This is a genomic window from Cyclobacterium sp. 1_MG-2023 (assembly GCF_030546805.1).
In the GTDB taxonomy this organism is placed as follows: domain Bacteria; phylum Bacteroidota; class Bacteroidia; order Cytophagales; family Cyclobacteriaceae; genus Cyclobacterium.
Genome location: NZ_JAUOPC010000004.1, coordinates 101,319 through 117,938, shown reverse-complemented (window position 1 = coordinate 117,938; position 16,620 = coordinate 101,319). Strand labels below are relative to the sequence as shown.

Genomic DNA, 16,620 nt, shown 5'->3' with positions numbered 1-16,620 from the left:
AGGCCCAACTTATCATAAGCCTAAACCAAGGTTTATTATTCAGTTAAGGTTTCCAATACAAATACCTTTAGCTGGAAGTTCATTTCCTATATGCCGGCATAAATGATTATAATGATCCCTATGATAAAGCAGGCAAACATACTTCGAAGCATGGTTTGAGTGCTTGGGATGGCACCTTTAAATTCTTTCCAAACGAATACTCCCCAAAATGCCGCCACCATGGTAGCCCCTTGGCCCAACCCATAGGAAATGGCCGGTCCTGCCTGTTCTGATGCGATGATGCTAAACGCCATCCCCACACACCAAATTGCCCCACCTAAAATACCGACTAGATGGACCTTTAAATTGCGCGAAAAATAATCTCCATAGCTCACAGGAGTTCCATCAACAGGCTTCTTCATAAGAATGGTATTGAAAACAAAATTGCTCAATAATATACCTAGGGAAAACACAAACACAGCGCTATAGGGGGTGAACTTTCCTGCTTCCGGTAACTGAAAGTTTAAGGACATGGACTGCTGGACTAAAAAATAGAAAAAAGACATTAAAACACCACCTATTAAAGCCAATTTAAGGCCTTTGGACACATTTTTTGCTTTGTCTTTGCTGTTTTTTCTGTAGGCCAAAGCATCCAAGATTATGGCCACTGTTACCAAGGCGACGCCTAAAAACAATAGAACAGGATCACCTTTTTGCTCTGAAATGTAGTTTATTAAAACACCCAAAACCAAGGCCAGACCAATGCCTACTGGAAATGCTACTGCCATTCCAGATACAGATATGGCTGCAACAATTAAGATATTAGCCAGATTAAAAACAGCGCCACCGGCCAGTGCATTCCAGTAACTTGAAAGATCTGCCTGACCTAAATCCTCCAAAAAAGGTCTACCTCCGTCTCCTATACTTCCTAGTGTTAGCCCAAACCCCAAGGAAAGTAAGACAATCCCTAATACATAATCCCAATAAAATAACTCAAACCTCCAATTACTTTCTGCCAATTTTTGGGTATTGGCCCAAGAACCCCAACACAACATGGTAATGAAACAGAAGAAAACAGCCAAAGGGTAATCGTTGATTATAAACATTAGGTATAAGATTGGGTTTAAATAAAACTTTAAGAAAATCAACACCAATAATAAAGCACTTGATTTTATGCTACCATTGGTGTTGACATAAGATTTTTATTATAAAAACTTAAGGGGTAACAAGCACATAGTTTTCCATTCTATCAAAGAAATCCCCCATAATGGCTTCCTTGTTAAAGTTCTCCCAAATAAACACCTTTCTAGGATTATCCGGTCTTTCTTGCCATTCCCCATCCACCAAAATAGGCGCAGGTATTTCTTTCTTCTCGGCCCATGAAGGGTTTTTTACAATTGCAATGGCAGCCATGTCATACAATGGTCTTGTTCCTGCCTCATCATAGGTTTGGATATTATTGTACAGGCTTACTGAATAATCTCCAAATCGGTCGAAGGAATCACCATGCCTTCCAATAACTTTTTTATTAGCTAAAGGACCTTTACCGGGCATTATGCTGTTGATTTCTGCTCTATTGGAAGACACTGCAGCTGTACCTGTTTCCTTCCCTCCTCTTACCAAGACAATCTCAAATGGCACATCCGTATTCAGAATATAATTCATTGATTCCTCATCATTGTCTTGATTGTATTCTCCGGCATAAGGGTAATTAGAACCTAACCAAACAATCCTTACTTTACTGGCTATGGAAGGGTCTTTCTCTAAAGCCAGGGCAATATTGGTTAATTTACCTACGGGTAGAAGAATCAATTTATCATCTGCCTCTTTATGTGCTTGTTCAATAATAAAGTCTACTGCTTCAGCACCATCGAAATCAGGTTTATCCAAATTTGGTCTGATCTCCTCGAAGGAGGCATTAGCTCCTTTGTATAATGGCATAGACTCATAAACATTACATAAATCCATTACCCTTCTGGCTTCCTTATAGTGTCCTTCTATATTCCCTCCATTTCTGGTAGTGTTCACTGTTATTCCTACCACGTCAAATACATCCCCATTAAAAAACAAATAAGCCATGGCATGTTGGTCATCCAATTCGTTATTCGCATCAGAATCCAACAGAACGCGATATTTTGCTGAATCGGAAGACTTTTGGCAACCGGTAAAAATAATCATCAGGGTCAAAATTAATACAAAGACGATATTAGACTTCTTCATGTGTAGTATATAATATAAGGTATAAATTAATTCAGTTTCAGAAAATTAGACATTGAGATCTTGTAAGAATGGCACAGAAGCTTGAGCTCCATGCTTGGTCACGGACAGGGCGGCAGCCTTATTGGCAAAAGCCACTGCCTCTTCCCAACTCATCTCATTGGATAGAGCGGCGGCCAAGGCGCCGTTGAAGGTATCTCCGGCGGCAGTTGTATCCACAGCTTCCACCTCAGAAGTGGCAATGGTACCAGAATAATCTGCCGTGGAAAGAAAGGCACCTGCAGCGCCCAGGGTTATGATGACTACCTTAACCCCTTTGTCATGAAAAAAATCCGCAGCATGTTGCGCACTTTTTTCTCCGGTAATATTGATCCCTGTCAAAAATTTGGTTTCCGTTTCATTCGGGGTTATGGCGTAAATTGAAGCATATAGTTTATCGGAAAGTTTACTTGCCGGAGCCGGATTCAGAATTACTTTCTTTCCCAAACCTGTAGCCTTTTTTGCTACATATAAAACGGTTTCTATAGGTATTTCCAATTGCAAAAGGATTACTTCAGCCTCCTGAATTAAACTATAGTACTTATTGATCTGTCTGGTATTCAATGCAAGATTAGAGCCTCCTGCTACCACTATGGTGTTTTCTCCTGATTTGTCGACTACAATTTGAGCCACACCGGAGGGCAATTTATTGTCAAGTACTACCCCCTCCACATTGAGCCCCTCTTTCTTAAAATTTTCAATCGTTTGCTTGCCAAACAAGTCATTTCCTAACCTTGCTATCATGGCTACCTTCCCTCCCAGCCTTGCTGCTGCCACGGCTTGATTGGCACCTTTGCCCCCTGCATTTAGCAAAAAATTTTGTCCCAATAATGTTTCACCCGGAGCGGGAAATTCTTCCACCCTAATGACCATATCTGTATTTGCACTTCCTACCACTAGGATTTTATGTCCTTGATTCATGTTATCTCATCTGATCTCCCATAAATCTAATGACAATAAATTAAAAACGCATAGAAAAAAGGGGGAATGGAGAATATTCACTTTAAAATATTGCTTTCTATAGATTATAGAAGATAAGTTGACATTCCAATGCCATAAACTATTGCCAAACCTTCATTATTTTAAGTGATCGAATTCTTAAATTAACAGGTGTTTGGTACAATTTTCAGCAATAAACAAGGAATATAATTTTGGTTAAAAACTCTTTTTGTATTTAATCAGCAAAGGATTACCATTTTCTAAATTTTCTTCCATTCTTTCGATTATTCTTTTTAACCTTCGGTATTTCTTAAAAAATTGTATGCAATTGTCATGTAGCTCCGTATGTTTTATATCCAGATTCAAAGCAGCATTTTCATAAAAAATATATACATGTTCCGGGTCGATATCCCCAGGTTCCTTTAACCTATTCTCATTGATTACGCCCAATTCAAAATAAGCTTTTCCGAAAAGATCTTTGTATTTGGTTTTTAACCAACTGGGCTGAATTTGATTGATAGTCTTTATTAAAACCCGTTCAAAAACCTCCTTAGGTAAATCCTCTTTATTTTTAAGCGCAAGATTCACCCTCACGATTTCAAAGATCATTAGCATCAAAACCTCATTAATCATTATATCAGGATCTAAAAGTTTTTCCTTATTGATATAATCCCCATTAACTCTAATGTAATCAGTGGTTATAGCCTCTATCACTTGAAAGAAATTAAGGTCAAATAGACCTTGAAAACCATTTATAACTTTTTTTACCCCTACCAGATTCAGGGTTTTGCAATAATAATGGTTAGCGTCTACAGATTGTTCCATTAGGTCGTAGAGCACTGCGATACGAAAATTCAATTCAATTTCCTCATATCCTGAGTCCAATAAATCTTTTAATAAGGCAATGGATTCAGCATAATTCCCCTGATAAAAATGCCGGATTGCAGAACCCCATGAAATCATCTGTTTAAGTTTTGACCTAAACTCTCCTATAAAGGTTAAAAATTTAAAGTTATCTGTTTTTAAACTGAAACCATCTCCAAAAAAATCGATATCCGATTTTAATATTTTCAAAGTTAATGTGACTTCGCGAGGGCTCAACATTTTGCCCCAAATCACAAAATCTGCCATTTTTTCATCACCATGCTTTTCAGCATCTCTATTTGTAAATTGAGTAAAGCCCGAAAAATTTTCGACCGGAAGTCGTTCAATATTTAAATCATACTCAGGACATTGTTTTAGCTCCTTGCAGATGTGCTCCAATTCATCCTCCAATTGAGCGCACAGAGAATCTTGACAAAAAAAAGGCAATAAAACAATGTCTATCTCAAGGTCTTTTGAAAAACATTGGTGAATAAAATCATCAAAATCCTCATATCTACATAATTTAGCAATTGCATTAAGAACCCTCATACTTGAAAAAGCTGGCAGATCCTTATCCTCCTTATCCACATCCTCTATAAAATACAAAGCTGCATTCCAAAAATCAGCAGCAACTTTGTTTTCATTAGACTTATAAGGCCAATGATCCTCTCCTAATAGATCCTCTACCATTGATCTAAGATGCCATTTTTGATGTTTGTTAACAGCGCCAACTTCATTGAATGGAATATAGTCTGCTAATTCTTTAGAGTACCTGTCTTTGAAGGTATCAATGTACTTCTCTCTTTCATTCAATAAAAATTGCTTTACTCTTTGTTCAACCTTTTTACCTAAAACATAAAATGGTTCATATCTCCATTTATTTTTAGTGTCGTTCCTATTGTTATTTTGGTATTTTTCAAATAGTGGATGACTTTCAATATAATCCAAATATGGCATACAAGTATATTTTTACAAAGGGTTTACAACAGTAAAAAAAGTCATTTTAAATATAATTAAAATCACCCAAAATTAAAATCAAATCTGCATCCCTTAGATTATCCTCTTGACTTCTCCTTCTAGCCTCTTGACAAGTATATTTCACCTCTTTACAAATATTTTAACCCTCTTCAACCGGAAAATTCACTTCTTCCAACTTCTTTGTTTATTACCATTTTTTCCTAGTTTAGGAATATTTTTTGCTCTATAAAAGATATAAATGCCTGAGTTTCGATAAGATATCTAACAGGATTCTCTAGACGAAACTATAAGCCAGCAGGCTTGGATTGAGGCATCAATTGACGACACCATTCACCTCAATCCACCAAATAAATCTTTTATATAAAACCATTAAACAAATGACAACTATTAAATTATTATTCGAGATTTTATTGTTTTCAACAATTGGAAGTCGTGACTATCCAGCAAGTGAGAATACTTCATTACCACAAAGACAGACATACTTTCATAGTACCGAATCTGAAGATGAACCTGGAAGAGATTCTTTCTTTTATTACTAAGTCGGGATAGGCTTTATTTTATAGTGAATTATTCAATCAAAGGACCTGGAAAACCAGGTCCTTTTCTCAATTAAGAGAAATCTAAATAATCCGGAGTGTCCATCTCCATTTTTAAACATCTACAAGGTAAAGCTTGAAAAGTAATAGTAGAATTAAAATTCGTAAACCTTTTATATAATTGCGTAAAACCAACCGTAAAATTCGTAAAGGTGAATTTAATTGGATAAAAAAGATTGTTTAGTACAATAATTAATTGGATATATGGCAAAGAAAAAAGATATTTATAAACCCCTACAATTCAATTGCCCGTCATTCCCCTTTAAAGATTCCATTCAAATGAAAAATCTTTTACTTAATTTCTACATAACTTTATTACTTATAGCATTTTTATTTTACAATGCTCAAATCCAAGCCCATCAATCTCCGATAGATAAAAAAATAGATATTAGCATAAATGAAGGAGAATATGGTGAAGCAAAAGTATTGCTTGAAAGGGCTTTGAATGAGATTAACTTTAAAGACACCACCCATCTAAGACAATACAATGCGGACTTGGGCTATGTTTTGTTCCATCTTGGTAAATATCAAAACAGCATTGATAGCTATAAGGAGGCCTTAACCTATACCAAAGCACAAGCTGACCACAAGCGTACCTGTACATTTCTCCGAAGTATAGGATTAAACTACCAATATTTAGGTCTTTATGGTTTGGCTATTGAAAATTACCAAGAAGCGCTTGATGCCCTGAAGCTTGCTGAAACAGACCTTCCCAGGGAAGCTGCTTTATATAATTCTATGGGAAATCTTTACAGAAATACACAAAATAAATCCAAATCTTTGGAGCTATTTCACAAGTCCTTAGGTTTATACCGGTATCTAGGAGACACCAGTAAGGCTGCCAATTTACTAAACAATTTGGGAGTAAGTTTTCAACATTTTAACAATTTGGATTCCAGTCTTTATTATTTTAAATCGGTTTTAGAATTAGTGAACTTGGATATTAATTCAACTCCAGCCTTAGCTAAGGACAGAACAGCAACTTACAATAATATAGGGGTCGTGCTATTGGATCAAGAAAAGATTGAGGAAGCCTACCCCTATATCTTAAAATCTTACCATATCAACCATTTGAACAAGGACCTACAGGGCCTGGCGATCAGCCACAATAACTTTGCAGATTATTGGCTAAAAAAAGCCAGCACAAACAAGGCAGCCTTACATTTGGACTCTGCCCTACATATACTTCAGGAAATTTCCGATAAGGAATTAATGGTTGATAATTTAGAGCTTCGTTTTAAATTATTGGAAAGTACCAAGCAATACGAACAGGCATTGGTTACCTACAGATCTTTGGACTCCTTGAACAACCAATTGTTTCAGGATGAAAAATTGAAGGTGGAAGAAATAAGCAATATCTACCTTTTACGTGAAAAGGAATTTGAAAACCAGAAAATCAGCCAGGAAGCGGAATTATTTGCCTTACAAAGTAGTAAGTTTCAGCAAACCAGCTTGTTTCTTGCAATTCTTGGAATATTCTTGACCATATTTCTTTTCTGGATTTTCAGAAACCTTAACCGCCAAAAACGACTAACACAGATTATAGGAACTAAAAACAAAACCATCAGCCTCCAACAAACGGAATTGCGACACCGTACTGCCAACAATATCATGCGGCTACAGAGCATTATTAAGGAGATTGCCAGAAGGGTACCGGACAATACTGCCCAACAGGAAATGTTGAGGTCTACACAGCTTCTGTACGCTGCGTCTTCTCTGGAAAGGTACTTGTTTAGTATAGAAGATGAGCAAGAGGTCCCCTTACAGGAATTCCTCCAAGGCCTGATGCAACAACACCGGGAAATGCTAGCCAAGGAAAATCGAAAGGTGGAGATTGTATACCATCAACCTGCTGAAATCGTGCTACCGGTTGAAGTTGTAATTCCCATCTCCATGATTTTAACAGAGTGGATCTATAATAGCTTGAAGTATGCCTTTGAAGGTATCGGACAACCTAAAATTACAATTGCTATTCAGCTAAAAGATCAAAATATTACTATCGATTATCAGGACAACGGGATAGGGCTAAATGGAAAAACAGGTAAAGGCACCGGCACCAAACTTATAGAAAAATTTGCCTTGGATCTAAAAGGACAACTCAAATCCATAAGGCATCAAGGGACAAGGCAACAATTGGTGTTTAAAGTAAATGGTAAAAAAATGCTAACCAAGTAAACATTACAACTAATTATTAAAATAATAACACAATTTGAGTTAAATAAGTTATTAATCAAAAGCTTGTCGAATTAGTTTAACAGTTTCACGAAGTAATTGATCACTTTTACGAAAAAAAGAATGACCAGTTTTTCAACATTCCCTAACTTATTACCAAATAAAAAAGGGCCTAAAACACTTTAGACCCTTTAATTAATAATATTAATCTCCTTTACCTGGAGAATCTTCAACTTTTAATGAGGATTCGACCTTTTGAGGATTGGCATCCTCATCATCTATCAATCCACAGCTACTAAAGGTTAATGACGAAATCAACAATAATAGCTTTAGCAAATATTTAATAGTACACATAACCTTACAGTTTAGGTTAAGCTTCTCTATTTAAAGGGCATTGCTCCATTCCGAGGAAGCGATCCGGTTTTTCACAATGCCCTGTAGCTACATTTCAAGACGATTCATAAGGTTTCCCTAAACACGTTGAGACGACTCCTTTTGAATCGCTTGTATACAAATATAGATAATTTAATACATTTATGCAAGTATTAATAGGTTTTAACAGTTATTTATATTGCATTTTTGATTTATTCAAAATAAAATACTTTTGGTAATGGATGGTAATTTGACCTTCATTTATAAGAATTTATGACCCATGTATAAATTGGTATCGGTCCATGTATAGAAATAATCAACTTATGAATAGAAATTCTTAATTAATTTTTTTATTAAACTAATTGGAATAAATTTAAAAAAACACACAAGATAGATGTCTTACCGAAATCTAATTGAAAACAATCCGCTATTAATAAAGCATTGGGAGGAAGAAAACTACTTGTTCATTCCTCTTTACAAATTGGCTACTAAGGTCCAGGAAAAAGTGGTACAATTCATGGATTATGAGTATGAATCCAATAACTGCTATGGTTTTACGAATGATCCCAATAAATATGTCCCGTTGGGAGAAAAAGACAAAGTAAGTCAGGAATGTAGAGATTTTTTAATTTATCTATTAACAGACAAAAATCCAGAAGACTACCCATTTACTAATGATAGCAATAGAGCATGTTACCATTTTTGGCATGGGGCGAGAAAAGGTAAGTTCCGAGAAATAAAACCAGGTAAGCAGCCCCAGTTTCCAACAATAGAATTTCTCGATCAAGTATCTATTTTGGTTGAGTATAAAAGTTTTAATTCCTTTATCCGAAAATATTTCTCCGCTTCTGAAAAAATAAAAGTTATACTATTGCCATTTTTGGACCCCTATTCACCAACCCCAATTGTTGTAGATTTATTAGAATACGAGTTAAACTTACTTCAAAAAGAATCTCTATTGAATTTAGAAATTATCAAACAAGCCCCTCTTAATGAGGAAAAAATTGGTTGGAAAAATGCTAAGGAAATAGGTAAAACTTATCATGCTGATTTAGTAATTTGGGGAAGGCTAGACCACAATAACCAAATCCATCTTTCCAGCTATGCCTTAAAACCTGAAATTTGCTATTTCTGGGAGTCAAATACTCATGGACCAATAACCTTTAATCTTAATTCATTTCATGTTGAATTCCTGGAACCTATTAAAAATATATTTTTATGGACAACTGCGATTCGGCTTTCCCTCAGAAAAGATGACAGAAGGTCAATAAATATTTTCAGCAAATTATTAAATAGCAATTTTCGATTATTGGAAGTTAATCTCTGTTTATCTGTTATTTATTACTACAAGAAATATACTAAATATGTTGACCACCATGTGATATCTACAATTTCTCTTGCCCTGGGTAGAAGTTATGAAGAAACTAAGCTAAAAATGAAACGAGAGAACCCTATGGATCACCAAAATGGTTCAATTATTCATCAATTAGTCAGTAAATGGAATCTCTCCAGAGAAAATAGAATCATAAATGAGAATCTCGATGAAAACAAACCCGGAAGAATTATATTTTTCGAATACATAGCAGCTGTAATACTTTTAGGATACAAAAATTTATTCTCACCAGAAGAATATGAGAAATTTCTTACCAAAATTTTTAATAAAATTCAATTGTTCTGGTTTAAATCTGAGTATGCAGAAGTATTTGGCTCTATTTACTTTGAAATGGGAATGGTAAAAGAAAAAAAATTAACAAAAAAATTTAATATTGGACCAGAAGATGTTTATAAATTATATAAAACAGCAACCCTACACTCAAATAATATACATATTCATAAGACTTGCATAGAATTCTATATTAAATATGAACAATTTGACAAAATTAGAACGAAAATATTAAGCGACAACAAACATTCTGATGAGGTTTTAGCCCTCTACAAATAAATAGAGTATTTTAATAATTAAAAATATAAATGGTTATTTCAATCAAACTAATCGAACTAAATTAAGAGGTGAAAAATGTGGTATAATGGACAAATATAAGTTTATCCATTATACCACATTACCTTGGATATTGATATTAGTTTAGACTAACTTTATTACAACCCAAACTCCATCTTTAACTCCACCGCTCCAGCTTTATAATTGGTCTGATTGATGGTTAGGATCATTTGGGTGTCCGTAAGGCTGTTGATCAGGAATTTATCAGGCCCTCCGTTGAGCAACACTTCCGTTTCTGCAGTATTAAAAGCCCAAGTGCCTGTCTCCTGTACGGACAACAGTGCGCCTTTTGCTGTGTAACTTTTAGAGGTATCAAAATTAATCGTATAACCGGCTGTAGGCTGGTCGGAGTCATTGGCTGTAAGTTTGATTAACTTCCAATTTTGGGTAAGTAGTTCTGTCTTTGTTTTCTCTGGCTCTTCATCATCCTTACAAGAAAAGAGGCTAACCAATACCAGTAAACAAGTAAAACAAAATAGCTTATTAATCAATTTCATGGCGAATAAATTTAATGTTAAAAGGAGGTATAGGAGAGTAATAAATAAATCGCCCTCCGAATTGTCTTAGTCTTTGATTATTAGTTTCCGGACTACAAATAGTCTATAGCCTTGGACCTCTATAAGGTAGACACCTGCATTGAAGTCGGAAATATTTATAAAGCTATTCTCCGTATGCACATAGTCTAAAACCACCCTACTCCTTCCATTGAGATCATTGATAGTGAGCTCATAAGCCTCTCCTATGGTAAGGCCAGTGATGGAGAAGGTGTTCTTGGCTGGATTGGGGAACAGGTTTACTAACCCTGTAGCACCTGGTCTTTCTTCTAAATCAGTCAAGGTTTGGGGCTCAGAAATACTGCTACAACCATCTACTGTCACCATTACCGAATAAGCTCCCCCTTCTGATAGGTTAATTTCATCTTGATCAGCTCCTGAAATATCCGAACCGTCTAGTTTCCATTGATAAGTACTCCCTTCAGGTGCATTTGTTACTTTAAGCACCAATTCTGGAGAAAATTCAGAACCGATGATTTCTATTTCAGGAACAGGTGGAGCAACACAAAAACTATTGGTTTTCTTTTCGGCTGCAGCATAATTGTCATTCCCGCTTTGACTGGCTTCAATAACTACTTTCCCTGCGCCCGTTAGACTAACAGTCTTACCACTTATCGTAGCCGGCCCACTGAGCACGGTAAAGCTAGGCTCCAGATTAGCGCTACTGCTTGCAATTAGATCAAAGGAGGCTGCGCCATAGGCTTTGTCTTCAATCGCAGTAAAATCTAAGGTTTGAGATTTTTTCTTAACGGTCTGGGTGCGGTTCACCTCACTAGCAGCCTTGTAATTTTTATTTCCGGGTTGACTGGCTGTTACGACTATTGCTCCCGCTCCCTCAATAGTCAGCTTTGTTCCGGAGATTTTTCCGGGACCACTTTTCACTTTTAGGGTTACCGGTAATCCGGAACTTGAGGAGGCAGAAAGATTAACTGGCTGGTCCCCGTAAGTTTTATCAGGCAAATTGGCAAAGGTGATGGTCTGCCCTGCCTTTTCAACAGTAATCTCCTTCTCTTCAGAAGTAGCATTGTAATTGTCATTTCCTGCCTGAGTGGCTTTCACAGTAATCGTTCCGGCACCTGTAATAGTCACTTTACTTCCACTAATGGTTCCGGGACCACTTACCAGAGAAATAGTAACCGGTAGTTTGGAATCAGCCGTGGCCACCACTGTAAATGGTGCATCCCCGTAAGTTTTAGCGGAGATGGAGCCAAAAGTAATTTCCTGATCGGCTTTCTCGACTTCGAAAGACTGTTCTATAGCTTCCGCTGCTTGGTATTCATTGTCACCGGGTAGTTCAGCTTTTACTGTTACAGTCCCTGCGCCTGTAATGGTCAGCTGCTTTCCTGTAATTGTGGCAGGACCACTGACTACAGTAAATTGAACCGGGAGCTCAGAATCTGCTGTGGCCACTAAATCAAAAGGAGCATCTCCAAATTGCATGTCAGGCAAGGAGGAAAACGATATGACATGATTTATTCTGCTTTTAGTAGTTATTTCTACGTCATCAAGGAAAATGCCGTCTCTGGAAGATGAACCAGTATAAATGGCAAAGCGTCCATATTGTTGAAATCGAACCACTGTTTTCTCTGAAAGCACTAATTTATTCTCGTCTGCCAAAGTTGAAATATCCACTTCCATCGATTCCCATTTATTGGAATTAAGGGTGAAATCCTGAATTTTGGTAAATGTTAAGCCTTCATTCACACTTAAATAAATACCATTGTGAGCGCTCAGCTCTTCATAACTACTGAAAATATCAAATTTAAGAATTACATTTTGCGCATCTTTTAAATTAAGCTTTAAATCAGCACTTACGACTCCAAACTCCCCTGATGCATTTTTACCTAAATACAAACCATTACTACCTGAATTACTAACCGTTAGAGATTGATATTTATCTGTAACACCAACTGCGCCTTCTAATCGAACGGTAGATTTATTATCGATTATTCCTGTTGAATTATCTGACGTGGGATCAACATAAGGAAACGTAGAATTGCTATAAGCCCAACCCTTAGGCATTTTAGTACCTTCTTCAAATCCCTCATTATAAGGAAATTTATTTATAAAAGTCTGGTCAGGAACCCTAACTTCAACGTCATCTATAAAAATACCATCGCGTGAACTACTGGAATAAGCTCCAAAGTAGGAATTGTCATATTGTTGAAACCTGACAATAAACGTAGATGAAAGTGTCAATCCGTAATGACTTGCCAACCTGTCAATATCGAGGGGAGGCAGTTGACCCCAGCTTGCATTTGCCCATTTATCCCCATCAAAATCCATTACTTTGGTAAAGGTTACTCCAGCATCATCACTAAAGAAGATCCCATCGATGGGATGCGTATTTTCAAAATAGTTATTCATCCAAAAAGACAATTCAATATCTGGAGTATTACTTAGGTCCAGGTGAAGATCCACAGCAACGGCTCCAAGTTCACCACCTACTCTTTTTCCCAATATCAATCCGTTAGACCCTTCCCTAGATGCATTTCTGGTTGAAATAGTAGAACCAACCGCAGCAACCCCTTCTAACCTTACAGTAGAAACTCCATTTACCAACCCTGTAGAGTTAGCTTCTACAGGGTTAATATAGGGAAATGAAGGGTTGGCCTGCTTCCAGCCAGATGGAAGCTTAGAACCATCTTCAAAACCGGTCGAATATGGAAAAGTGGAAATATAGGTTTGGTCAGGTACACGAACTTCAACATCATCTATAAAAATACCATCTCGTGAACTGCTAGAATAAGCTCCAAAGTAGGAATTGTCATATTGTTGGAATCTTACAATAAATGAAGAAGAAAGTGTCAATCCGTAATGACTTGCCAGCCTGTCAATATCCAGAGGAGGCAGTTGACTCCAGCTTGCACTTGCCCATTTATCCCCAGCAAAATCCATTACTTTGGTAAAGGTTACTCCAGCATCATCACTAAAGAAAATCCCATCGATGGGATGCGTATTTTCAAAATAGTTATTCATCCAAAAAGACAATTCAATATCCGGAGTATTACTTAGGTCCAGGTGAAGATCCACAGCAACGGCTCCAAGTACACCACCTACTCTCTTTCCCAATATCAATCCGTTAGACCCTTCCCTAGATGCATTTCTGGCTGAAATAGTAGAACCAACCGCAGCAATCCCTTCTAACCTTACAGTAGAAACTCCATTTACCAACCCAGTAGAGTTAGCCTCTACAGGGTTAATATAGGGAAATGAAGGGTTGGCCTGCTTCCAGCCAGATGGAAGCTTAGAACCATCTTCAAAACCGGTCGAATATGGAAAAGTGGAAATATAGGTTTGGTCAGGTTCACGAACTTCAACATCATCTATAAAAATACCATCTCGTGAACTACTAGAATAAGCTCCAAAGTAGGAATTGTCATATTGTTGGAATCTTACAATAAATGAAGAGGAAAGTGTCAATCCATAATGACTGGCCAACCTGTCAATATCCAGAGGAGGCAGTTGACTCCAGCTTGCACTTGCCCAATTGTCCCCATCAAAATCCATAACTTTGGTAAAGGTTACTCCAGCATCATCACTAAAGAAAATCCCGTCTAGGGGATGGGTATTTTCAAAGTAGTTATTCATCCAAAAAGACAATTCAATATCCGGAGTACTACTTAAATCAAGGTGAAGGTCCACAGCAACGGCTCCAAGTTCACCACCTACTCTCTTTCCCAATATCAATCCGTTGGACCCTTCCCTAGATGCATTTCTGGCTGAAATAGTAGAACCAACCGCAGCAATCCCTTCCAATCTTACGGTAGAAGCTCCACTTACCAACCCGGTAGAGTTAGCTTCTACAGAGTTAATATAGGGAAATGTAGGATTGGCCTGTTTCCAACCTGCAGGAAGCTCAACACTTCCCTCAAATCCTGTAGAATAAGGGAAAGTAGAAATATATGTTTGGTCAGGTACGCGGACCTCAACGTCATCTATAAAGATTCCATCTCGTGAACTGCTGGAATAAGCCCCAAAGTAGGAGTCATCATATTGTTGAAACCTAATGATAAACGTAGTCGAAAGTGTTAATCCGTAATGACTCGCCAACCTGTCAATATCTAAAGGAGGCACTTTGCTGTAAACATCACCCTGCCAATTATCTCCATCAAAGTCCATAACTTTGGTAAAGGTCGCCCCATCATCATCACTTATATAAATCCCGTCCTGAGGATGGGTCTCATCGAAATAATTATTAAGGTAGAAATCCATTTCCACTTGAGAATAGGTGCTTAGGTCTAATTTAAGGTCTAATCTATTGGTAACTAACCCTCCTTTTGAGCTAGTCTTACCCATGGCTAAACCATTACTCCCTTGATAAAAAACATTCCGTCCTTGAATCTGATTTTCTATCCCTACCACAGCATTGTCCTCCCCCGGAATTGCTGTCCATTCCGTTTTCAATCCACCACTTTCAAAATCATCCTCAAATATTACCTGGGAAAAGCCATTAGGTAAGCCCCCAAGTATATATAGCATCAAACAAATACAGTAAAACTTATTTTCCATAGTGATTTAATTTAGGTTCTAATTAAATGTAAATGAGTTTTACTACTTCTATAAATAATTTTCGTGAAGCTAGGATATGGACACGTGAAAGTAGGATATAAAGGCATAAAGCAAAAAACACAAAAAACGCTTCACATCTATTAAAACCTATTTTAATATTCAATTAATGCAGTACACATTTTTTAATTTGCACAAAAACACCTATAAAAAATCACCTGAATCATAGTTATAATTATATGAAAAATTAAAAATATGACAATAGCTATATATCGTTTACGTTAACAATATTATATATTTTGATTATAAATAAACCAAATAAATAAATACCTCAATTACCACACATATAAAATCAATCCTTTCGCTTAGTTTATTAAGAAATTTTCTGTAAATTATTTGACACATACACAGGTTAATAAAAAAATACTACCATTAGATTGCAACTATTATAAATCAGAAATAATTATTGAGTAAATTTATTACTCAATAATATATAACATTAAATATTGAACCTATTTAATTTTGATTGGAGACACCCACCAAACTTCAAACCTATATGAAAGTACTTATTGTAGAGGATGACCCTTTTATTTCAGAAGACCTAAAATTTGAAATAAAAACCAGGTTTCCAACAGAAATTTCCGAAGTAATCGGCCCCGCGACCAGTTATTCTGAAGCCGTATCGTTGACCTATACCACCTCCCCGGATTTGATATTGCTTGACATCTCACTAGGAGAGGACAAAGATGCGGGAATAAGACTAGCCCATTTTATCAATCAACAGATAGGTATCCCTATCATTTTCTTATCCGGACTACCTAAACAAATAGGATTTGATCAAGCTAAGTTTTTATGCCCCTTTGATTTTATCCACAAACCATTTAACCCCGATATATTGGCTGAAAAAATTGAACTGGCCTTAATTTACCAATCCCAGAGAAAAAATAGCGGTCAAATTAATACACATTCAAACAATGGAACCCAAAGTAAATTAATGGTCACTACCGGCTTTAATGAAATAACCGCAATCCCGGTAAATGACTTAATCCTTTTGGAAGCTGACGATAAAATCATAAGAGCTTTTACCGTTACTAGTAAAAAAAGTATAGATTTTATATCTCCCGGATTAAAGAACTTTTATCAGAACAATTTATTTCTGTTAAAAAATTTTTATAGACTCAATAGAAAGCATGTATTCAACTTAAACATGGTGCATAAAATAAAAAACAATCATATCCTGCTTCCAAAAATTAATAATAATATGGGAAATGGTTTGGATAGCTTTTTTCAATTACCAATACCTAAAAATGGTGACAGCAAAAAACTACTATATGCAAGATTAGGTTACAAAAATTAGCCATTATCGAATTCTTATTTTCGATACTAAAAACCCCATAAAATA

General features: G+C 36.4%; 10 protein-coding genes. 3 read left to right on the top strand and 7 right to left on the bottom strand.

Translation table 11 applies throughout. The features are described 5' to 3' along the window. Positions 1-86: 86 nt before the first annotated feature. From Q4534_RS07185 to Q4534_RS07170, 4 genes are all read right to left on the bottom strand, one after another. The gene (locus Q4534_RS07185) at positions 87-1,085 is read right to left on the bottom strand and encodes a GRP family sugar transporter (RefSeq protein WP_303612485.1); all 999 of its coding nucleotides are present in this window, start codon (positions 1,083-1,085) and stop codon (positions 87-89) included. Between the two features lie 109 nt (positions 1,086-1,194). Then, positions 1,195-2,199: a nucleoside hydrolase gene (locus Q4534_RS07180; RefSeq protein ID WP_303612484.1), complete on the bottom strand. Its 1,005-nt coding sequence runs from the start codon at positions 2,197-2,199 to the stop codon at positions 1,195-1,197. Positions 2,200-2,244: 45 nt separating this feature from the next. Further along, complete coding sequence (gene rbsK, locus Q4534_RS07175; RefSeq protein ID WP_303612483.1) at positions 2,245-3,156, bottom strand: ribokinase; 912 nt, start codon at positions 3,154-3,156, stop codon at positions 2,245-2,247. Positions 3,157-3,390: 234 nt separating this feature from the next. After that, a complete protein-coding gene (locus tag Q4534_RS07170) occupies positions 3,391-4,995 on the bottom strand; it encodes a hypothetical protein (protein WP_303612482.1) in 1,605 nt (534 codons plus the stop codon). 896 nt (positions 4,996-5,891) lie between these two features. Here Q4534_RS07170 and Q4534_RS07165 point away from each other — a divergent pair. Next, positions 5,892-7,787, top strand: coding sequence for a tetratricopeptide repeat protein (locus tag Q4534_RS07165; RefSeq protein ID WP_303612481.1), 1,896 nt, complete (start codon positions 5,892-5,894; stop codon positions 7,785-7,787). A gap of 201 nt (positions 7,788-7,988) precedes the next feature. Here the strand turns inward: Q4534_RS07165 and Q4534_RS07160 are convergent, their stop codons facing one another. Further along, positions 7,989-8,138 carry a hypothetical protein gene (locus Q4534_RS07160; protein WP_303612480.1) on the bottom strand — a complete coding sequence of 50 codons (150 nt, stop codon included), beginning with the start codon at positions 8,136-8,138 and terminating at the stop codon, positions 7,989-7,991. A gap of 412 nt (positions 8,139-8,550) precedes the next feature. On the opposite strand from Q4534_RS07160, the gene Q4534_RS07155 reads away from it, so the two are divergent. Beyond that, the gene (locus Q4534_RS07155) at positions 8,551-10,098 is read left to right on the top strand and encodes a hypothetical protein (protein WP_303612479.1); all 1,548 of its coding nucleotides are present in this window, start codon (positions 8,551-8,553) and stop codon (positions 10,096-10,098) included. A gap of 155 nt (positions 10,099-10,253) precedes the next feature. Here the strand turns inward: Q4534_RS07155 and Q4534_RS07150 are convergent, their stop codons facing one another. Beyond that, positions 10,254-10,652 carry a hypothetical protein gene (locus Q4534_RS07150; RefSeq protein ID WP_303612478.1) on the bottom strand — a complete coding sequence of 133 codons (399 nt, stop codon included), beginning with the start codon at positions 10,650-10,652 and terminating at the stop codon, positions 10,254-10,256. A 66-nt stretch (positions 10,653-10,718) separates the two neighbouring features. Beyond that, the gene (locus Q4534_RS07145) at positions 10,719-15,221 is read right to left on the bottom strand and encodes a T9SS type A sorting domain-containing protein (protein WP_303612477.1); all 4,503 of its coding nucleotides are present in this window, start codon (positions 15,219-15,221) and stop codon (positions 10,719-10,721) included. A 553-nt stretch (positions 15,222-15,774) separates the two neighbouring features. On the opposite strand from Q4534_RS07145, the gene Q4534_RS07140 reads away from it, so the two are divergent. Further along, positions 15,775-16,575 carry a response regulator gene (locus Q4534_RS07140; protein WP_303612476.1) on the top strand — a complete coding sequence of 267 codons (801 nt, stop codon included), beginning with the start codon at positions 15,775-15,777 and terminating at the stop codon, positions 16,573-16,575. Positions 16,576-16,620: the final 45 nt, after the last annotated feature.